The sequence below is a fragment of the Sphingobium cloacae genome (assembly GCF_002355855.1).
In the GTDB taxonomy this organism is placed as follows: Bacteria; Pseudomonadota; Alphaproteobacteria; order Sphingomonadales; family Sphingomonadaceae; genus Sphingobium; species Sphingobium cloacae.
Window position 1 is genome coordinate 1,339,604 of record NZ_AP017655.1, and the last position, 18,436, is coordinate 1,358,039.

The 18,436-nt window shown below is 66.0% G+C and carries 21 protein-coding genes, 1 tRNA gene and 1 other RNA gene; 9 read left to right on the forward strand and 14 right to left on the reverse strand.

Annotation, left to right across the window (positions count from 1 at the left end):
- From SCLO_RS06495 to thiE, 7 genes are all read right to left on the reverse strand, one after another.
- Positions 1-555 (reverse strand): NuoB/complex I 20 kDa subunit family protein, encoded by a 555-nt coding sequence (locus SCLO_RS06495; protein ID WP_407695315.1) that lies wholly within the window; start codon positions 553-555, stop codon positions 1-3.
- Positions 546-920: an NADH-quinone oxidoreductase subunit A gene (locus tag SCLO_RS06500; protein WP_066515530.1), complete on the reverse strand. Its 375-nt coding sequence runs from the start codon at positions 918-920 to the stop codon at positions 546-548. Before SCLO_RS06500 ends, SCLO_RS06495 begins: the two co-directional genes overlap by 10 nt.
- 128 nt (positions 921-1,048) lie before the next feature.
- Complete coding sequence (locus SCLO_RS06505; RefSeq protein WP_066515528.1) at positions 1,049-1,864, reverse strand: inositol monophosphatase family protein; 816 nt, start codon at positions 1,862-1,864, stop codon at positions 1,049-1,051.
- 128 nt (positions 1,865-1,992) lie between these two features.
- Positions 1,993-2,556 carry an elongation factor P gene (gene efp, locus SCLO_RS06510; protein ID WP_066515524.1) on the reverse strand — a complete coding sequence of 188 codons (564 nt, stop codon included), beginning with the start codon at positions 2,554-2,556 and terminating at the stop codon, positions 1,993-1,995.
- A 101-nt stretch (positions 2,557-2,657) separates the two neighbouring features.
- Positions 2,658-3,236: a M23 family metallopeptidase gene (locus SCLO_RS06515; protein ID WP_066515521.1), complete on the reverse strand. Its 579-nt coding sequence runs from the start codon at positions 3,234-3,236 to the stop codon at positions 2,658-2,660.
- Positions 3,233-4,309, reverse strand: a complete 1,077-nt coding sequence (locus tag SCLO_RS06520) for a L,D-transpeptidase family protein (protein ID WP_066515518.1) — start codon at positions 4,307-4,309, stop codon at positions 3,233-3,235. The genes SCLO_RS06515 and SCLO_RS06520 overlap by 4 nt, the downstream gene beginning before the upstream one ends.
- 51 nt (positions 4,310-4,360) lie before the next feature.
- Positions 4,361-5,056 (reverse strand): thiamine phosphate synthase, encoded by a 696-nt coding sequence (gene thiE, locus SCLO_RS06525; RefSeq protein ID WP_066515515.1) that lies wholly within the window; start codon positions 5,054-5,056, stop codon positions 4,361-4,363.
- A gap of 72 nt (positions 5,057-5,128) precedes the next feature.
- Here thiE and SCLO_RS06530 point away from each other — a divergent pair, with 72 nt between their 5' ends.
- Positions 5,129-5,860, forward strand: a complete 732-nt coding sequence (locus SCLO_RS06530; protein ID WP_066515513.1) for a DUF72 domain-containing protein — start codon at positions 5,129-5,131, stop codon at positions 5,858-5,860.
- A gap of 27 nt (positions 5,861-5,887) precedes the next feature.
- Here the strand turns inward: SCLO_RS06530 and SCLO_RS06535 are convergent, their stop codons facing one another.
- From SCLO_RS06535 to tkt, 4 genes are all read right to left on the reverse strand, one after another.
- Entirely contained in the window at positions 5,888-6,793 is a 906-nt protein-coding gene (locus SCLO_RS06535) for a fructose bisphosphate aldolase (protein ID WP_066515512.1), read from the reverse strand.
- A 94-nt stretch (positions 6,794-6,887) separates the two neighbouring features.
- Positions 6,888-8,060: a phosphoglycerate kinase gene (locus tag SCLO_RS06540; protein ID WP_066515711.1), complete on the reverse strand. Its 1,173-nt coding sequence runs from the start codon at positions 8,058-8,060 to the stop codon at positions 6,888-6,890.
- 89 nt (positions 8,061-8,149) lie between these two features.
- Positions 8,150-9,160, reverse strand: coding sequence for a type I glyceraldehyde-3-phosphate dehydrogenase (gene gap / locus SCLO_RS06545; protein WP_066515511.1), 1,011 nt, complete (start codon positions 9,158-9,160; stop codon positions 8,150-8,152).
- Between the two features lie 37 nt (positions 9,161-9,197).
- Entirely contained in the window at positions 9,198-11,156 is a 1,959-nt protein-coding gene (gene tkt, locus SCLO_RS06550; protein ID WP_066515510.1) for a transketolase, read from the reverse strand.
- A 173-nt stretch (positions 11,157-11,329) separates the two neighbouring features.
- On the opposite strand from tkt, the gene SCLO_RS06555 reads away from it, so the two are divergent.
- From SCLO_RS06555 to aqpZ, 6 genes are all read left to right on the forward strand, one after another.
- Positions 11,330-11,524 (forward strand): hypothetical protein, encoded by a 195-nt coding sequence (locus SCLO_RS06555; protein WP_231923366.1) that lies wholly within the window; start codon positions 11,330-11,332, stop codon positions 11,522-11,524.
- Positions 11,517-11,852 carry a cell division protein ZapA gene (locus SCLO_RS06560; protein ID WP_066515508.1) on the forward strand — a complete coding sequence of 112 codons (336 nt, stop codon included), beginning with the start codon at positions 11,517-11,519 and terminating at the stop codon, positions 11,850-11,852. The genes SCLO_RS06555 and SCLO_RS06560 overlap by 8 nt, the downstream gene beginning before the upstream one ends.
- A 12-nt stretch (positions 11,853-11,864) precedes the next feature.
- Positions 11,865-12,021, forward strand: a non-coding RNA gene (ssrS, locus tag SCLO_RS24505) — 6S RNA.
- 42 nt (positions 12,022-12,063) lie between these two features.
- Complete coding sequence (locus tag SCLO_RS06565) at positions 12,064-12,654, forward strand: 5-formyltetrahydrofolate cyclo-ligase (protein WP_066515505.1); 591 nt, start codon at positions 12,064-12,066, stop codon at positions 12,652-12,654.
- Positions 12,651-12,878: a DUF2842 domain-containing protein gene (locus tag SCLO_RS06570; RefSeq protein ID WP_255210217.1), complete on the forward strand. Its 228-nt coding sequence runs from the start codon at positions 12,651-12,653 to the stop codon at positions 12,876-12,878. Before SCLO_RS06565 ends, SCLO_RS06570 begins: the two co-directional genes overlap by 4 nt.
- Before the next feature lie 255 nt (positions 12,879-13,133).
- On the forward strand, positions 13,134-13,862 hold the full coding sequence (gene aqpZ, locus SCLO_RS06575; protein WP_066515706.1) for an aquaporin Z: 729 nt from the start codon (positions 13,134-13,136) through the stop codon (positions 13,860-13,862).
- A gap of 98 nt (positions 13,863-13,960) precedes the next feature.
- Here the strand turns inward: aqpZ and SCLO_RS06580 are convergent.
- A tRNA-Asp gene (locus SCLO_RS06580) sits at positions 13,961-14,037 on the reverse strand.
- A gap of 41 nt (positions 14,038-14,078) precedes the next feature.
- Positions 14,079-15,233, reverse strand: a complete 1,155-nt coding sequence (locus SCLO_RS06585; protein WP_066515502.1) for an AI-2E family transporter — start codon at positions 15,231-15,233, stop codon at positions 14,079-14,081.
- 172 nt (positions 15,234-15,405) lie between these two features.
- Between SCLO_RS06585 and SCLO_RS06590 the strand changes: the two genes are divergently transcribed.
- Positions 15,406-15,873 (forward strand): hypothetical protein, encoded by a 468-nt coding sequence (locus SCLO_RS06590; protein ID WP_066515705.1) that lies wholly within the window; start codon positions 15,406-15,408, stop codon positions 15,871-15,873.
- 101 nt (positions 15,874-15,974) lie between these two features.
- On the opposite strand, the gene recG is transcribed toward SCLO_RS06590, so the two are convergent.
- Positions 15,975-18,038 carry an ATP-dependent DNA helicase RecG gene (gene recG / locus SCLO_RS06595; RefSeq protein ID WP_066515500.1) on the reverse strand — a complete coding sequence of 688 codons (2,064 nt, stop codon included), beginning with the start codon at positions 18,036-18,038 and terminating at the stop codon, positions 15,975-15,977.
- Positions 18,039-18,137: 99 nt separating this feature from the next.
- Here recG and SCLO_RS06600 point away from each other — a divergent pair, with 99 nt between their 5' ends.
- Positions 18,138-18,401 (forward strand): FAD assembly factor SdhE, encoded by a 264-nt coding sequence (locus SCLO_RS06600; RefSeq protein WP_066515499.1) that lies wholly within the window; start codon positions 18,138-18,140, stop codon positions 18,399-18,401.
- The last annotated feature ends 35 nt before the right edge of the window (positions 18,402-18,436 follow it).

Consider the following 18,436-nt stretch of genomic DNA (forward strand, 5'->3'; position numbering starts at 1 on the left):
TCAACGCTCAAATGTCCCAATGCGGCGGATCTTCCGCTGCAACTGCATCACGCCATAGAGCAGCGCCTCGGCGGTCGGCGGGCAACCGGGGACGTAGATGTCCACCGGCACAATCCGGTCGCAGCCGCGCACCACCGAATAGCTATAGTGATAATAGCCGCCGCCGTTCGCGCAGGAGCCCATGGAAATCACATATTTCGGTTCCGACATCTGGTCGTAAACCTTCCGCAACGCGGGAGCCATCTTGTTGCAGAGCGTGCCCGCGACGATCATCACGTCCGACTGGCGCGGGGACGCGCGCGGGGCCGCGCCGAAACGCTCCATGTCGTAGCGCGGCATGTTGACGTGGATCATCTCCACTGCGCAGCAGGCGAGGCCGAAGGTCATCCACCAGAGCGAGCCGGTGCGCGCCCAGGTGAACAGTTCCTCCGTGGAGGTGACGAGGAAACCCTTGTCGCTGACTTCTGCGTTCAGCGCGTTGAAGAAATCCCGGTCAGGCTGTGTTCCCACCGGCGGCATGGTGCCGGGGATGGGACGGTCAAGTTCTACTCCCAATCGAGGGCTCCCTTCTTCCATGCATAGACGAGGCCGAGCACCAGTTCGCCGATGAACACCATCATCGTCGCCCATCCGGTCCAGCCGATCTGGTCGAGGCTGACCGCCCAGGGATAGAGGAACGCCGCTTCCAGATCGAAGATGATGAACAGGATCGCGACGAGGTAGAAGCGCACGTCGAACTGGCTGCGCGGTTCCTCGAACGCCGGAAAGCCGCATTCATATTCGGACAGCTTGGCCGGATCGGGCTTGTGCGCGCCCGTCAGGCGGCCCACCAGCATCGGCAGGAAGACGAAGGCGCTGGAGAGCAGCAGGGCGATCCCCAAAAAGATCAGGATCGGCAGATATTGAGCGAGATCGACCAACGGAATCCCCTGGGCGAAAATGATTATGGGCGCGCTTTAGGACTGCTGCATATGCGAAGCAAGGGGGCAGAACCCTGAGAATGAATCGCAAAAAGCCCGGATAGGCGCGCCGGCCGGCAATATCGGCGTCAGCGCAACGCTCCGGCCACCAGCTTATGCAACTTGCTATGGACCGCATCGTTCCCCGCGATGATCTCGCGCCGCTCGATGGGCTGGTCCCCGCCGCGGAAATCGGTGACGAAGCCGCCCGCCTCGCGCACCATCAGGATACCGGCGGCCACGTCCCATGGCTGGAGGCCGCTTTCCCAGAAGCCGTCATAGCGCCCGGCGGCGACATGGGCGAGGTCCAGCGAGGCTGCGCCGAACCGGCGGATGCCCGCGACCGACGGAGCCACCGCGCCGAAGATGCGCGTCCACTGGGCGAAATCGCCATGTCCCATGAAAGGGATGCCCGTTGCGATCAGGCACTCCCCCATGTCGCGGCGCGCCGACACCCGCAGGCGCTGGTCATGGCGCCATGCGCCCCGGTTCTTTTCGGCCCAATAGCTTTCGTCGGTGACCGGCTGATAGATGAGGCCGCTCGTCACTTCCCGCTTCGCGCCGCCGAACAGGGGTTCCTCCACCGCGATGGCGATGGCGAAGTGAGGAATGCCGTGGAGGAAGTTGCTGGTTCCGTCCAGCGGATCGATGATCCAGCGCGGCTTGGCCGGATCGCCGGGGATCTCGCCCCCCTCTTCCAGCAGGAAACCCCAGTCGGGCCGTGCTTTCTGCAATTCCTCGACCAGGGTCTTTTCCGCCTGCTGGTCGGCCTTCGACACGAAGTCCGCCGGTCCCTTGCGGGACACCTGGAGATGTTCCACCTCGCCGAAATCGCGGCGCAGCTTGGAGCCGGCCTTGCGGGCGGCGCGTTCCATGACGGTGAGAAGGCCGGAGTGCGATACCATGTTCTTGTCTCCTCCCTCCCCTATCCGGAGGGATATTGTGTCCCGGAAAAGGAAAGGGCGGAAGGCTCGCTTTCGCTCGCCATCCACCCCCCGAACCCCTCCCGCCAGCGGGAGGGGCGATGCCGTCATCAGTCCGCGCGCTTCACATATTCGCGTTCATAGACATCGACGATGATGCGCGTGCCGGTGACGATGTGCGGCGGCACCATGACGCGCACGCCATTGTCGAGGATCGCGGGCTTGTAGCTGGCCGAAGCGGTCTGGCCCTTCACCACGGCGTCCGCTTCCACCACGGTCGCCTCGACCGTTTCGGGAAGCTGCACGGAAATCGGGCGCTCCTCATACATTTCCAGCATGACCATCATGCCGTCCTGAAGGAAAGCCGACGCATCGCCCACCAGATCCTGCGGCAGGTTGATCTGCTCATAGGTTTCGGTGTCCATGAAGACCAGCATGTCGCCTTCGGCATAGAGATACTGGAAATCCTTGGTATCGAGCCGGATGCGCTCGACCGTTTCGGCGGAACGGAAACGCACGTTGTTCTTGCGCCCGTCGATCAGGTTCTTGAGTTCCACCTGCATATAGGCGCCGCCCTTGCCGGGCTGGGTGTGCTGGATCTTGACGGCGCGCCACAGGCTTCCGTCATATTCGATATTGTTGCCGGGACGAATCTCGACGCCGCTGATCTTCATGGGAAGAGCCTGCCTATATGTCTGAAGGTGAAAAGAGCCGGGCCTTTGGAAAGGCTGGGCGCGCCTCTACATCCTGACGCGCCGAAGGGCAAGAGGGACGCTCATCGCTCTCCGGCGAGCAGGGGATAGGGATTGATCGCCCGTCCGCCATGCCATGGCTCGTCCCGGTCCATGACATGCACCGCGAAATGCAGGTGCGGAGCGGACGGATCGGCATTGCCGGTGCTGCCCACGGTGGCGATGCGATCGCCGCGCCGCACCGCCTGCCCTTCGCGCAGGCCGGGCGCATAGCCGTCCAGATGCGCGTAATAATAGATGCGCCGTCCGTCCGGCGATCGTTCGTAGACGGTGCGCCCGCCATCCTCGCTCCAGAACAGCTTTTCGATATGCCCATCGGCGGCCGCAAGGACCGCCCTGCCCCGCGCCGCCATGATGTCGATGGCGTCATGCGGACGCGCGCCGCTCGCGCGGGCCTGCGTGAAAGTGTCGGTCAGCGCCGAGGAAGGCACGCCTTCCACCGGGATCAGCAACGCGCCCCCCTCCTCCCGCGCCGCCTGGCGAGCGGCGACGGGCGGCGCTGGCGCATCGGCAGGCACGATCCGCACGCAGAAGGAAAGGAACAGCGCGCAGGGCAGGACCGCAAGCGCAACCCCCGCCCAGCCCCGCGCGCCGACCCTCATGACTGGAAATGCGCCTTCACGCCCGCCTTCACCATCTGCGCCAGGCGTGCCGCATCCCAGTTGGTGAGGCGGATGCAGCCATGGCTCTCCGTTCGTCCGATATTCTGCGGCTCGGGCGTGCCGTGGATGCCGTAATGCGGCTTGGACAGGTCGATCCACACGACGCCGACCGGGCCGTTGGGACCGGGCTTCAGCAGCGCCTTGCCATCCGACTTGTCCGCGTCCCAGAACAAAGCCGGATTATAGTGGAAATCGGGATTGCGGCTGATGCCCTTGATCGTCCAGTCGCCGATGGGCAGCGGATCATGCCCCGACCCCATGGTCGCCGGGAATTGGGCGATCAGCCTGTCCTCGCCATCATAGACCTTCAGCAGGCCTTCGGATTTGTCGACGACGATATGGTCGGCCTGCGGCTGGTCGGCGGCGACGGCAAGGCTGGCGAGCGTTTCGCCCCAGCCGCGCTCGTCCCCTTCGATCCGGGCGACCGGCTGGTTGGCGATGGCGGGCACGCGGATCACCGCGCCGGGGCCGACCTTCGTGTTCGGCGGGTTCAGCGCCAGCAGGGCTTCGGGCCGCGTGTGGAAGCGTTCGGCCAGCTTTTCCAGCAGGTTGCGATAACCCAGCGTGGGCAGCTTGGCCTGTTCGTTCAAATCCTTGGGAATGGCGAAGAACGGCCCCTTCGCGAAACCGTCGGGAATGCGGACGAGCCATGTGGCGGGCTGGGGATCGGTCCCCAGCAGCGCCTTGGCGGTGGCCTCGTCATATTGGCCGGTTTCCGGCAATCCCTTCGCCTTCTGGAAACCGCGCAGCGCGTCGGTGAAGGACATGCCCTCCTTCCCGTCCAGCACGCCGGGCGAAAAGCCCGCCCGGTCGAGCGCCACCTGCGCCTGAAGGATCGAATCCGCCCGCTGCGGCTGGCCCGCCGGTTCGGGCTGGATCGCGAAGGTATAGGGATCGGCCTGGGCTGCGGGCCGCTGCTGCTCCTCTCCTCCTTGTGGGGCTGGCGCGCCGGTCTGGCTGTTACAGGCGGTCGCGCACAGGGCGATAAGCGAGGAAAGAAGGAAAGGACGCACGGCATTCTCCTGATTTTCCAGAAGAAACGCCAGAAGCCTGCAAAAGATGCGTCAGCCTTTACCCGCCAGCACTGGCGAAAAGGCCGCAACGCCCGCGCGCGGCCCGTCCGCATGGTTCCACACCGCCCCGCTCACCGCCAGGAAATCCGCGCCCGCCGCCACCAGCGGGGCCGCATTGGCCGCCGTGATGCCGCCGATGGCGACGCAGGGCAGTTCGAACAGCGTCGTCCACCAGCCCAGGATCGAAGGCTCCGGCCGATGGAGCGTTTCCTTGGTCGTCGTGGGATAGAAAGCGCCGAACGCCACATAATCCGCCCCCGCCTCCCCCGCTTCCATGGCAAGGTGGCGGCTGTCATGGCAGGTGACGCCGATCTGCACCGCAGGGCCCAGGATACGGCGGGCTTCGCGCGGGTCGCCGTCCGACTGCCCCAGATGCACGCCATCCGCACCGATCCGCTTGGCCAGCGCGATGCTGTCGTTGACGATGAACGCGACCTCGCGATCCGCACAGAGCCTTTGCAGCGGTTCGGCCGCTTGGGCGATAGCGTGGTCGTCCATCCCCTTGAGACGAAGCTGGAAAGCCGCGACCTTTCCGCCGTCGAAAGCGGCGGCAAGGCTGTCGGCGAAAGCCGCATCGATGGCAGGCGGCGAAATCAGGTAGAGCTGGCAAGGCGGACGAAAGCCCCGCTCGAACTGATCGGCGAATTTCGGGTCGAGAGCCAGTTCTTCTTCGGTGAAGTCAGTCATAACCCGGCCTTAGCCGTTTTTGCCCGCAATGGGGAAGGGGGAGCCGTTGGCGCGCCGCCGCGTTTCTGCTCCATGATCCGCATCGGCTGCTCGGGATGGAATTACCGCGACTGGCGCGGCCTTTTCTATCCGGAAAAGCTGGCGGCGAAGAACTGGTTCGCCTTTTACGCCGAACATTTCGACACGGTGGAGATCAACAACAGCTTCTATCGCCTGCCCGGTCCCGAACTGGTGGACCGCTGGCGGGAACAGGCCCCGCCGGGCTTCTGCTATGCGGTGAAGGCGAACCGCTACCTGACGCAGCAGAAAAGGCTCAAGGATTGCGAGGGGCCGATGGAAAGGATGATGGAGTCGTTCCGCCACTTTTCCTCCACGCTGGGCCCGGTACTCTATCAATTGCCGCCGAGCCTGCGCCTCGATCTTCCAAGGCTGGAAAATTTCCTCCGCATCGTGCCGCGCGATCCCGTGCCCATCTTCGAATTTCGGCATGAAAGCTGGTATGTGGACGAAGTCTGCACATTGCTGGAACGCCACGGCGCCGCTCTGTGCGTGCACGACATGCCCGGCTCGGCAAGCCCGCGCCTGGGCATCGGATCGACCGCCTATGTCCGCTTCCACGGCACCAAAGGCAAATATCGGGGCAGCTATGGAGAGGAAGGGCTGGCCAACTGGGCGGAATGGATGGTCGCGCAGGAGAGCGAAGGCCGAACCGTCTGGGCCTATTTCAATAACGACTATGACGCGCTGGCCATCGCGGACGCGCGGATATTGAGGGATATGACGGGCGGCAGGGCCGGGCGCTGAGAAAAGCGCCCGGCCCTGCCTGTCAGGTCAGGCCGCGACCGGCGTCTTGGCGGTCGAGGCGTTGTAGATCTCATCGATAGCGCCGCCCAGCGAGGCGTTGAATTGCTCGTCGCTCATCTGATGGCGCAGGTCTTCCAGCAACGCGCGCGAGAAGCTGGCGATGATGCCGCGATTCTTGGCGAGCTCGACGCAGGCTTCCGGCCGCTTGAAACCGCCCGACAGCGCCACCACGCGCAGCACGCGGGGATGGTCGACCAGCGGATCGAACAGGCCGGACCGGGCAGGCAAGGAGAGCTTCAGCATCACCTTGTCGTCGCCCGGCAGCGCGTCCAGATTCTTGAGGATTTCCTCCAGCAATATCTGGTCTGCTTCGGCGCGTTCGGGCGACTTGATGTTCACTTCCGGCTCGATGATCGGCATGAGGCCAGCGGCGAGCACCTGCTGCCCCACCTCGAACTGCTGCTTGACGATGGCGGCGATGCCCTCGCGATTGGCGAGGTTGATGACCGAGCGTTCCTTGGTGCCGTAGACGCCCAGCGCCTTGGCGCGCTTCAGCAGCGCGTCCAGTTCCGGCATCGGCTTCATCAACTGGACGCCGTTCGCCTCGTCCTCAAGCCCCTTGTCGATCTTGATGAAGGGGACGACGCCGCGCTCGACCAGCGCCTGCGGCACGGGCTTGCCGCCCGCCTGCCCGTCCATGGTGCGCTCGAACAGGATCGCGCCCAGCACCTTGTCGCCGGTGAAGGCGGGCGAGGTGATGATGCGGCTGCGCATGTCATGGATCAGGCCGAACATCTCCTCTTCCGTCGTCCACGCATCTTCCTCGACGCCATAGCCCTTGAGCGCCTTGGGCGTGGAGCCGCCGCTCTGGTCCAGCGCGGCGATGAAGCCGTTGCCGTCCGCGATCTTCTTGGTCATTTCCTGATCCAGCATCTGCACATACCTTCTCGATGAGCCGCCCCTCCGGCGGCGCGTTCATAGGGAAAGCCGCCCTCTCCGACGGCATGGAATAGCGGCGCGCGGCCTTTCAGGCCATCAGCGCCTTGACGCCCGGCAATTCCTTGCCTTCCATCCATTCCAGGAAGGCGCCGCCTGCGGTAGAGACGAAGCTGAAGTCGCCCGCAACCCCCGCATGGTTAAGCGCTGCGACAGTATCACCTCCGCCTGCGACGGACGTCAACTGGCCCTCCTTGGTGAGCGCGGCGGCGGTCTTCGCCAGCGCCACGGTGGCCTTGTCGAAGGGCGCGATCTCGAATGCGCCGAGCGGGCCGTTCCACACCAGCGTGCGGCAATTCTTGATCGCATCGCCCAGCGCCTCGACAGCGGCCGGGCCAATGTCCAGGATCATCTCGTCCGCCGCGACCTCATGGACGTTGCAGGTGCGGACGGAGGGCGGATTGGCCGCGAACTCCTTCGCCACCACCACGTCGTAAGGCAGGTGGATGGTGCAGCCCGCCTTGTCGGCGGCTTCGAAAATGGCTTCGGCGGTGTCCGCCAGGTCCTTCTCGCACAGCGACTTGCCGACATCGACGCCGCGCGCGTGGAGGAAGGTGTTGGCCATGCCGCCGCCGATGATGAGGTGATCGACCTTGGCGACGAGATTGTTGAGCACGTCGAGCTTGGTCGAAACCTTCGCTCCGCCGACGACCGCCGCCACCGGCTTCACCGGCTCACCGAGCGCGGCCTGGAGCGCATCCAGTTCCTTCTCCATCGAACGGCCCGCGAAAGCAGGCAGCTTGTGCGCCAGCCCCTCGGTGGACGCATGGGCGCGGTGCGCGGCGGAAAAGGCGTCGTTCACATAAAGGTCGCCGATGGCGGCCATCGCCTCGGCCAGCGCCGGATCGTTCTTTTCCTCGCCGGGATGGAAGCGGGTGTTTTCCAGGATGGCGATGTCGCCGGGGCGCATCACGGCGATGCCGTCGACCGCCCCCTGCCCCGCGCAATCTGGGATGAACTGCACTTCGCGGCCCAGCACGGCGGACAGCGGACGCGTGATCTTGCTGAGGGAGAATTCAGGGTTCTTCTGCCCCTTGGGACGGCCGAAATGGGCGAGGATGAGCACCTTCGCGCCCCGGTCCGCCAGCTCGAGGATGGTCGGCATCGCGGCGCGCAGGCGAGTGTCGTCGCTGACCGAACCGTCCTGCATCGGCACGTTCAGATCCTCGCGCACCAGCACGGCCTTGCCGTGGATGTCGCCCATGTCGTCAAGCGTCTTGAAGGGCTTCACGCCGCACTCCCCTGCTGCAATGGAAACCGCCGCCGATCACGGGACCGGCGGCGGCAAGGATATCAAAGGAACTTCGCGACCACGCCGGTCGTGTCGATCATGCGGTTCGAGAAACCCCATTCATTGTCGTACCAGCTCAGCACGCGCACCAGCTTGCCGTCGATGACCGCCGTTTCCAGGCTGTCGACGGTCGAGCTGCGCGGATCGCCATTATAGTCGATCGACACCAGCGGCTCGTCCGAATAGCCCAGGATGCCCTTGAGCGGACCGGATTCCGACGCGGCCTTCAGCAGGCTGTTCACTTCCTCGACGGTCGTGTCGCGCTTGGCGATGACCTTCAGGTCCACGACCGAGACGTTCGGCGTCGGCACGCGCACCGAAGATCCGTCCAGCTTGCCCTTGAGTTCCGGCAGGACCTCACCCACCGCGCGGGCGGCGCCCGTGGTGGTCGGGATCATCGACAAAGCGGCGGCGCGGGCGCGGCGCATGTCCTTGTGCAACTGGTCCAGCGTGTTCTGGTCGTTGGTGTAGCTGTGGATCGTCGTCATGAAGCCGCTCTCGATGCCGATGGCGTCGTTCAACACCTTGGCGAGTGGGGCGAGGCAGTTGGTGGTGCAGCTCGCGTTGGAGATGACGACATCGTCGGCGCTCAGCGAGTCATGGTTGACGCCATAGACCACCGTCTTGTCCACGCCCGTCGCCGGGGCGGAGATGACGACGCGCTTGGCGCCCGCCTTCAGATGCGCGCTCGCCTTCGCCTTGTCGGCGAAGATGCCGGTGCATTCGAGGGCGATGTCCACGCCCTGCGCGGCGTGGGGCAGGTTGGCGGGGTCGCGCTCGGCGGTCACGGCGATGCGCTTGCCGTTGATGACGAGGGCGTCGCCGTCGACGGTCACGTCGCCAGCCCAGTTGCCGTGGACGCTGTCGCGCTTGAACAGCAGGGCGTTGGACTTCGCGTCGCCCAGATCGTTGATGCTGACCAGTTCCAGGTCATGATCGGTGCGCGAAAGAATGGCGCGCGCCACGAGGCGGCCGATGCGTCCGAAACCGTTGATTGCTACCTTGGTTGCCACTGCAATGTTCTCCCGATTTTGCGTGTTGGCTTAAAGCTCAGGCGAGCGCGGCCGCGATCTGCGGCGCGATCTTCGCGGCGGTGAGGCCGAAATGGTCGTAGAGCACCTCGGCCGGAGCCGACGCGCCATAGCTGTCGATACCGAAACGCAGCGAGGCATGGCGTTCCCAGCCGAAGGTCGTGCCCGCCTCGATGGAGGCGCGCAGGATGCCCTGCGGCAGGATGTCGTCCCTGTACGACTGCGGCTGCGCCTCGAAATGCGCCCAGCTCGGCATGGATACCACGTCCGCGCCGATGCCCTGCGCTTCCAGCGCCTCGGCGGTGGCGACGGCGATCTCGACTTCGGAGCCGGTGGCGATCAGCACGACCTTGCGCTCCGCCTTGGCGGCGCGCAGGCGGTATGCGCCCCTGGCGCACAGATTTTCGTCCGCCTTTTCGGTGCGGAGTTGCGGCAGGTTCTGGCGGGTCAGCGCCAACACCGACGGGCCGGTCGCGTCCTTCAGCGCCAGTTCCCAGCATTCCGCCGTCTCGACCACATCGGCGGGGCGATAGACGTCGAGATTGGGGATCATGCGCAGCGACATGACCTGCTCGATCGGCTGGTGCGTCGGGCCGTCTTCGCCAAGACCGATGGAATCATGCGTCAGAACGTGGATCACCCGCTGCTGCTGGAGCGCGGCAAGGCGGATGCCCGCGCGCATATAATCGGAGAAGACGAGGAATGTGCCGCCATAGGGAATGACGCCACCGTGCAGCGCCATGCCGTTCATCGCGCAAGCCATGCCGAATTCGCGTATGCCGTAATAGACATAGCGACCCGCATAATCGTCGCGGGTCAGCGGCCCGGTCGACCTGGTCTTGGTGTTGTTGGAGCCGGTGAGGTCCGCCGATCCGCCCACCGTTTCGGGCAGCAGGTCGTTGATCGCGCCCAGCGCCAGTTCGCTCGCCTTGCGGGTCGCGACCTTCTGCGGCGCGGCGATCAGGCCGTCGATATAGGTGTCGAGCGAGAAACCGGCGGGCAGTTCACCTGCCATGCGACGCTCAAATTCCGCCTTTTGTCCGTGGCTTGCAAGGCGGCTTTCCCATTCGGCGCGAACGAGAGCGCCCTTTGCGCCGATCTCCCGCCACGCGGCGGCAATGTCTTCGGGAATGATGAACGGTTCGGCGCTCCAGCCGAGAAATTCGCGCGCGGCGGCGACTTCCGCCTCGCCCAGCGCGGAGCCGTGGACGCCCGACGTGCCCGCCTTGTTGGGCGATCCATAGCCGATCTTGGTGGAGCAGGCGACCAGCGAGGGGCGCGGATCGGCCACCGCCTCGTCCAGGGCGCGGCGCACGTCCGCCGGATCATGGCCGTCGCACGACACCACATGCCAGCCGGTCGCGGCATAGCGGGCGCGCACATCCTCGTTGGAGGACAGGTCCACCGCGCCGTCGATGGTGATCTTGTTGTCGTCCCACAGCACGATCAGGCGGCCAAGGTTCAGATGACCCGCCAGCCCGATGGCCTCATGATTGATGCCCTCCATCAGGCAGCCGTCGCCCGCGATCACCCAGGTCCGGTGATCGACCAGATCGTCGCCGAAGGTCGCGTTGAGGTGCCGCTCCGCAATCGCCATGCCCACGGCGGTGGCAAGCCCCGACCCCAGCGGCCCGGTGGTCGCCTCGACCCCGGCAAGCTCGAAATTCTCCGGATGGCCCGCGCAAGGGCTGCCCAACTGGCGGAAGTGGCGGATATCCTCAATGGTCGGACGCGCATAGCCGGTCAGGTGCAGCAGCGAATAGATCAGCATCGACCCATGTCCCGCCGACAGGACGAAACGGTCGCGGTCGGCCCATTTGGGGTTTGTCGGATCGAATTTCAGATAATCGGAAAAGAGCACCGTGGCGACATCGGCCATGCCCATCGGCATCCCCGGATGCCCGCTATTGGCAGCCTGAACCGCATCCATGGAGAGGGCGCGAATGGCGTTGGCGAGCGTCTTTTCGGAAACGGTCATCGGGAGCGGGCGTCTTTCCTGTCTGGCGAGGCGCCCGCGTCATGCAGGCGAGTCGAAATCGGGCATCCTTTGTCGCCTCAGGTCCCATGCGTCAACCATGGGCGGGTCCGCCTTCGCGCCCGGCCGTGCGATCCCGTCTTTTTCCGGCCCGCAAGTTTCGCTATGCCAGCATCATGGCAAGCGACCGCATGAAGCAGGCGATCGACGCGCTGGAGCGCGCAATCGATCGTCTGGAGCAGAATCTGGACGGGCTGGACCTGTCCGCTTCCCCTTCCTCATCCTCCGGCGTCGATGCGGCCGCGGCCCGCGCGGCCCTCAGGTCGCTGGACGCCCTGATCGGCGAGTTGAAGGAGAGCGCGCATGGCTGAAACCACGCTCCACATCGCCGGGCGGCAATATGACCTGCGCTGCCGGGACGGCGAGGAAGCCCATCTCTCCCATCTCGCGGGCCTGATCGAGCGCAAGGCCCGGCTGGCGCAGCAGGCGACTCCGGGGCTGACGGAGGTGCGGACATTGCTGTTCGCGGCGCTGTTCCTGGCCGACGAACTCAACGACATGAAGCGGGAAGTCGCGGGGCGGCAGGAAGCGCTGCCCCTCGACGGAAGCGAAGATGTGGCGGTGCGGGCGATAGAAGTGCTGACCGCGCGGCTCGAAAAGCTCAGCGACAGGCTTGCCGGCCCGGTCGCGGACGCCTAGATAGGGACCCGACGGGCACTGCCTGGTACGAGCTTTAGCGAACATCCCTGAGGCGATAATCACATCCACGGGGGCTGTCCCTGGGCGGGCCCTGGCCCGATCTACATGGTCCCCACCTGACGTTGAGGCGTCAGAGGATTTTCCAGCAAACGGCCGAGGCGGTCCCGTCACCCCTTCCCTTCGCCCGCGCCCTGACGCAAAGGGCTTTGCCATGAGCGACGATCCCCGCGACATATCGGACAAGGCCGCCCTGCGTATCCTCGCGCGGCAGCGGCGGCGCGCCTTCATGGCGGGGCTGGACCCGCTGGCGCACCGGCTGGCGTTCAAGGCGCTGCCTTCCCCGCTGGCAAAGCGGCTGGAAAGTGCGCGGACGGTGGCTCTTTATATCGGGATCGAGGATGAAGCGCCCGCCCAGCGCCTCGCCGCGAAACTGATCGACATGGGCAAGGCCGTCGCCCTCCCCCGCGTCATCGACCGGCTGGGAAGCATGGAGTTCCTGCTCTGGCATCCCGACGCGCCGCTGCTTCCCGGCCCCTTCCGCACCCGCCATCCCGAACGGGGCGAAGGTCCGGTCAGCCCCGACGCCATCGTAGCGCCGCTGCTGGGCTTCGACCGGGCGATGAACCGGCTGGGGCAGGGCGGCGGCTATTATGACCGCGCCTTCGCGCGCCATCCGGACGCGCTGCGTGTGGGGCTGGCATGGTCGGCGCAGGAGCAGGAGACGATCCCGGCCGATCCGTGGGACCTGCCGCTGCACATGATATTGACCGAAGTCGAACTGATCGAGGGGACTGAGCCGTGAAGCCCTATGAACCGAGCTGGCGCAAGCCCGCGGGCATGTTCATCATCCTGGGCCTCATCCTGCTCTGGGCGGTGCTGGTGGCCAGCCTTTCAGGGCTGATCGGACGGCTGCCGATAATCGTTCAGGTCCCGGTCTATGTCTTCCTCGGCCTCATCTGGATCTGGGTGCTGCCCCTGAAGCGCCTGCTCGCCTGGATGGAGACCGGACGCTGGCGGCGCGGATAAGCCGTGACAGCGCTTCTTTTTCGGTTTATCTCCCAAGCCGTTAAGGGGGCGTAACGGACAGCCGTCAGAACGGATGCCGCGCTCCCGCATCGGGGGAGGAGAAGGCATGTCCAACTGCCCTTCATGGCCATCCGGCTGCGCCCATGACGGCGCGCCTTCTCTCCATGCGCCTTTCTCCCGTTTCTCCCGCTTTTCGGGCGGAGCCACCCCGCCGCGACAGATGATGACGGTGGCCTAGCGCAACAGGAGGACATGATGGTTCCCATGAGCAAGAGATTGTTTGCGGAGACGTTCGGCACGTTCTGGCTCGTTTTCGGCGGATGCGGCAGCGCGGTGCTGGCGGCGGCCTTTCCCGACGTGGGCATCGGCCTTTTGGGGGTCGCCCTCGCCTTCGGGCTGACGGTGCTGACCATGGCCTATTCCATCGGCCATATATCCGGATGCCACCTCAATCCCGCCGTGACCATCGGCCTGTGGGCGGGCGGACGCTTTCCCGTGCGGGACATCGCGCCCTATATCGTCGCGCAGCTGGTGGGCGCGGTGATCGCGGCCGCCCTGCTCCTCTACATCGCCAGCGGGGAACCCGACTTCGTGCTGATGGGCAACGGCCTTGCGGTGAACGGCTATGGCGCCAATTCGCCGGGCGGCTATGTGCTGTCGTCGGGCTTCGCGATCGAAGTGGTGCTGACCTTCGGCTTCCTGGCCGTCATATTGGGATCGACCGACCATCGCGCCCCGGCGGGCTTCGCGCCCATCGCCATCGGCCTTTCCCTGACGCTGATCCACCTCATCAGCATTCCCGTCACCAACACGTCGGTCAATCCGGCGCGCAGCACCGGGCCGGCGCTGCTGGTCGGCGGCCTTGCCCTGCAACAGCTCTGGCTGTTCTGGGTCGCGCCCATCATCGGCGCAGTGATCGCGGGCGGCGTCTATCGCTGGCTGGCGGAAGAGGAAAAAGCGCCGGTCGTCGGCGACAATCTGTAAGGAAACGCATCGGGCCGATGCCAAGGCGTCGGCCCATTTTTCTGTTGGCGATGAAGCGGGAAATCCGGTCGAAACCGGGGCCATCCTGCATGCAGGAATGGCGCGAGTGACGGGGCTCGAACCCGCGACCTCCGGCGTGACAGGCCGGCGCTCTAACCAACTGAGCTACACCCGCGTTCGGTGTGGGCGGGCATCTATGCGGGCGCGCTTCGCCTGTCAACCATCCGTAACGGGACTTTCTTCTTTCTCGTCATTTTCTTTGCGCGGGGACATGACCAGCGTTCCGCGCTCGAACAGGAAACCGGCTATATCCGGGGTTCCCGCCGCTGAAACGACGGTCTGGATGATGATGAGCAGCGGCACCGCCAGCAGCGCGCCGGGCGTCCCCCACACCCATCCCCAAAAGGCGAGCGACACCAGAATCAGCAGCGGGTTCATGGTCAGCCGCCGGCCCAGGATCATCGGCGTCACCGCATTGGCCTCGACCAGATGGAACCCGATCTGCAAGGCGGCGGGCAGCAGCGCCCACCACGGATCATCGAACACCATGAGGCCGCCCAGCGCCAGCAGCACCGCCGCCAGCATCGGCCCGAAATAGGGGATGAAGTTGAGCAGAGCGACGATGCCGCCCCACATCAGCGGCGAAGGCATGCCCACCAGCCACAGCGACAGCGCCACCGCCGCGCCCAGGCACAGGTTGATGGTCGCGATGGTCAGCACATAGGCCGATGTCGCGTCCACGACATTCTGGATGACGCGCGCCACCGCCATCGCGCCGTCGAAACTGTCCCGGCTGTTGATCGTGCGCCGCCGCAGCTTCGTCCAGCCCGCGAGGAAGAAATAGATGATGAGCAGCGCGAACACCATCTGGATGATCGCGGACGGGGCGGAAGTCGCCGCGAATTGCAGCAGCGACCGGGGCGCTTCCACCGCCGCGGTCTGCGCCGCCGCGACGGGGCCGCTCGCCAGCATCTGCACGGTTTCGTCCACGAACCGCTGCAACTGGGAATAATAGTCGATCAGCGGCGCGAGATTGGACTGAATCCGGGGCAGCCGCTGGGGCAATATGCTGAACCAGTCGGTCGCGGGCACCACGATCAGCACCAGCGCCGTGTTCGCCACCAGCAGGAAGGCGATCAGCGCGATCAGCGCCGCAAGGCCCGACGGGATCGCCCGCCGCTCCATCCATTCCAGAAACGGCACCAGCGCGATCGCGATCACCAGAGCGGCGGTCAGCGGCAGGAAGAACTCCGCCCCCGCGCTCAGGGCAAAGGGCAAGGCCAGCAGCAGCCCCAGCCCCGCGCTGAGCGCGATCGACGCCAACAGCCGGTCGCGGCGCCTGATGACCTCCTGTTCCTCCGCCGGTAGCATCGCGCCAGAATCCGTCCCTTGCGTCTTTTGCGACATGCTCTGCGCCTGTAGAGGGGGGCCGTCAATTTGGATTCGGGCCAGCGGCGGCGACCGGAAGGAAAACGCCGCCTTAACCGAATGTTCGCTTCTGCGCGGCATGCTCGGCGCCGGGGATGACGAAACGGGGCTTCGCATGAGGATCGCACGCTGGCTTTGCGCACTGGCCGCCTTTGGCGTGCCGGCGACCGCCGCCGCGCACCAGCCCGTGCGGCTCGACACCCGGATGTTCGTGGAGCGGGTGCAGACCGACATCAACGGGCGCGAACGCCGCGTCCTGGCCAGCGCGGACCGCATAGCGCCGGGCGATCAGCTGATCTTCGTGGTCCATTGGCGCCATGAAGGATCGACCCCCGCAAAAGCCGTCGCGATCACCAGAGCCGTGCCCCGCAACGCGCGGATCGACGCCAACGACCCCGGGATGGAAGTGTCGGTGGACGGCGGCGCGCATTGGGGACGGCTCGACCGGCTATGGCTGCCGACGCCGCTGGGCGGCGTGCGCCGCGCCGTCGCGGAAGACGTGACCCATGTGCGCTGGACCTTGCCCCCAGGCGCCTTTCCCGGCGCAACCGGACGCCTGAGCTACCGCGCCGTGGCGCGATGAAGGGCCAGCGATAGCCGAGGGGATTGCAGCCATTCGATCCCCCTCTGTCGGGGGGAGGATCGGCAGGTCCGCTTCCACCGCAAAGCGCCGAACCGGCCCCATCACCCGCTCCGCAGCAAGCCCACCGCCGCGTCCCGCTCGAACAAATAAAGGCAGGTCCGCGCCGCCTCTCCCCGCGCCTGCGTCAATCCGCCGTCCCGCTCCATCAGCAGGCGCGCGTCATCCCGCGCCGCGTCGATGAGGGCGGAGAGATGCTCCGGCGTCGCCAGTTTCAACTGCGCCTCGCCCGACTGGCGCGTGCCCAAAATCTCGCCCGCGCCGCGCAGCCGCAAATCCTCCTCGGCAATGCGGAACCCGTCATTCGTCTCGCGCATCAGGGCCAGCCGCGCCCGCGCCGTCTCGGAAAGCGCCCCGCCGCGCAGCAGCAGACAGACCGAAGCCTTGTCCCCCCGCCCCACGCGCCCGCGCAACTGGTGTAACTGGGCCAGCCCGAAACGATCCGCCCCTTCGATGATGATGAGGCTGGCATTGGGCACATCCACCCCCACCTCGATCACCGTGGTCGCCACGAGGATCTGCGTCCGGTTGCCCGCAAAGGCCTCCATCGCCGCGTCCTTCTCCGTCCCCTTCATCCGCCCGTGGACCAGGCCGACCCGATCCCCGAAGCGCATCCGCAGGGCTTCCGCCCGCGCTTCCGCCGCCGCCTGGTCGCTCGTCTCGCTTTCCTCGACCAGCGGACACACCCAGTAAGCCTGCCCCCCGCCCTCGACATGCCGGGCGAGCGCGTCCACCACCTCGTCCAGCCGCTGCGATGACATGACAAGCGTCTGGATCGGTTGCCGCCCCGGCGGCATCTCGTCCAGCCGCGACACGTCCATCTCGCCATAATAAGTGAGCGTCAGGGTGCGCGGGATCGGCGTCGCCGTCATGACCAGCAGATGCGGCGTCCGCTCCGCCTTCGCCGCCAGCATCATCCGCTGCGCCACGCCGAACCGATGCTGCTCGTCGATCACCGCCAGCGCCAGATTGCGATAGCGCACCGCCTCCTGGAAGATCGCGTGGGTGCCGACCAATATGTCGATGCTCCCGTCCGCCAGCCCCATCAGCGTGGCCTCGCGCACCTTCCCCTTCTCGCGCCCCGTCAGGATGGCGATCTCCACGGGAAGCCCCGCCACCATCCTGCGCAGCCCCTCATAATGCTGCCGCGCCAGGATTTCCGTGGGCGCCAGCAAGGCCCCCTGCGCCCCCGCCTCCACCGCGTTCAGCAGCGCCATCAACGCCACCAGCGTTTTCCCCGACCCCACATCGCCCTGCAACAGCCGCAGCATCGGCACGCCCTGCGCCATGTCGCCCTCGATCTCGCCAAAGGCCCGCCTCTGCGCGCCCGTCGGCGCGAAGGGCAGCTTCAGCATCGCCCGCAGCCGCCCGTCCCCCGCGATCGGCACGCCCCGCCGCTTGCGCGAGCTTTGCCGCACCAGCATCAGCGCCAGTTGCCCCGCGAAAATCTCGTCATAGGCCAACCGCTCCCGCGCCATGGCGTCGGACGGATCGGCATGGGCGCGGCCCAGCGCCTCGCGCCACGCCGGCCACCCCTTGCGCGCCAGCAGGCTGGGCTCGATCCATTCGGGCAGCTCCGGCGCGCGCTCCAGCGCCTGCCCCGCCAGATCGCGCATCCGGTTGTTGGTCAGCCCTTCGGACAGGCCATAGACGCTCTCCCGCGCAGGCACCGTCCCGGCCTCCTCGACCGGCAGCACATAGTCGGGATGCACCATCTGGAGATTGTCGCCATAGCTCTCCAGCTTGCCCGACACGAATCGCGGCTCGTTCAACGGCAGCAGCTTGCGCGGCCAGGCGCTGTTCCGCCCGAAATAGACCAGGCTCACCGCATGGCCGTGCGCATCCACCGCCTGCACCCGGAAAGGCGCGCGCGCGCTCCCGCTCGCCCGATAATCCACCGGCGTCAGCGTGATGCCGATCACCCGCCCCGCATCCGCCATGCTCAGTTCATCGGTCAGCCGCCGGTCGATGAAGCTCACCGGCAGGTGAAAGGCCGCATCCACCGCCCGCGCCAGCCCCAGCCGCTCCAACGGCTTCGCCAGCGCCGGGCCGACGCCTTTCAGGGCCGATATTTCGGCAAAGAGCGGATTGAGAATATCGGGTCGCATGTCTATCAGCTTGCCCTCTACCCCAGCCGGGGCGGTGGCACAAACACCCGATTTGCCACCCGATCGGCGCATTTGCCCTGCCCGCCAAAGGAACACATCATGAACGACAATCCCCGGATGCGCCGCATCAAGTTCCGGGCATGGCATCGCGGCACGCGGGAAGCGGACTATACGGTCGGCGGCTTCTTCGACCGCCATCATGCTGCATGGAGCGAAGAGGATATCGACTGGTTCGAACGCTTCATGGAAGAACAGGACGCCGACATCATGGGCTGGGCGCTCGGCACCATCCCGGTGCCCGATGAATGGAAGGGCCCGATGATGGACAACTTCCTCAAGCTCGATTTCGTGAAGATCGTCTAGGCAAGGCACATCGACGTGCTCCTGAGAAGGCAAGC

Bases quoted from the DNA above. Each gene is read 5' to 3' on its own strand.
- tkt (WP_066515510.1), bottom strand. From the start codon at position 11,156: ATGACCGTTTCCGAAAAGACGCTCGCCAACGCCATTCGCGCCCTCTCC.
- efp (WP_066515524.1), bottom strand. From the start codon at position 2,556: ATGAAGATCAGCGGCGTCGAGATTCGTCCCGGCAACAATATCGAATAT.
- SCLO_RS06585 (WP_066515502.1), bottom strand. From the start codon at position 15,233: ATGCTACCGGCGGAGGAACAGGAGGTCATCAGGCGCCGCGACCGGCTG.
- SCLO_RS06565 (WP_066515505.1), top strand. From the start codon at position 12,064: ATGAGCGACGATCCCCGCGACATATCGGACAAGGCCGCCCTGCGTATC.
- SCLO_RS06515 (WP_066515521.1), bottom strand. From the start codon at position 3,236: ATGAGGGTCGGCGCGCGGGGCTGGGCGGGGGTTGCGCTTGCGGTCCTG.
- SCLO_RS06600 (WP_066515499.1), top strand. From the start codon at position 18,138: ATGAACGACAATCCCCGGATGCGCCGCATCAAGTTCCGGGCATGGCAT.
- recG (WP_066515500.1), bottom strand. From the start codon at position 18,038: ATGCGACCCGATATTCTCAATCCGCTCTTTGCCGAAATATCGGCCCTG.
- SCLO_RS06540 (WP_066515711.1), bottom strand. From the start codon at position 8,060: ATGGGCGACATCCACGGCAAGGCCGTGCTGGTGCGCGAGGATCTGAAC.
- SCLO_RS06560 (WP_066515508.1), top strand. From the start codon at position 11,517: ATGGCTGAAACCACGCTCCACATCGCCGGGCGGCAATATGACCTGCGC.
- thiE (WP_066515515.1), bottom strand. From the start codon at position 5,056: ATGACTGACTTCACCGAAGAAGAACTGGCTCTCGACCCGAAATTCGCC.
- SCLO_RS06555 (WP_231923366.1), top strand. From the start codon at position 11,330: ATGGCAAGCGACCGCATGAAGCAGGCGATCGACGCGCTGGAGCGCGCA.
- aqpZ (WP_066515706.1), top strand. From the start codon at position 13,134: ATGGTTCCCATGAGCAAGAGATTGTTTGCGGAGACGTTCGGCACGTTC.
- SCLO_RS06590 (WP_066515705.1), top strand. From the start codon at position 15,406: ATGAGGATCGCACGCTGGCTTTGCGCACTGGCCGCCTTTGGCGTGCCG.
- SCLO_RS06505 (WP_066515528.1), bottom strand. From the start codon at position 1,864: ATGGTATCGCACTCCGGCCTTCTCACCGTCATGGAACGCGCCGCCCGC.
- SCLO_RS06535 (WP_066515512.1), bottom strand. From the start codon at position 6,793: ATGCTGGATCAGGAAATGACCAAGAAGATCGCGGACGGCAACGGCTTC.
- SCLO_RS06530 (WP_066515513.1), top strand. From the start codon at position 5,129: ATGATCCGCATCGGCTGCTCGGGATGGAATTACCGCGACTGGCGCGGC.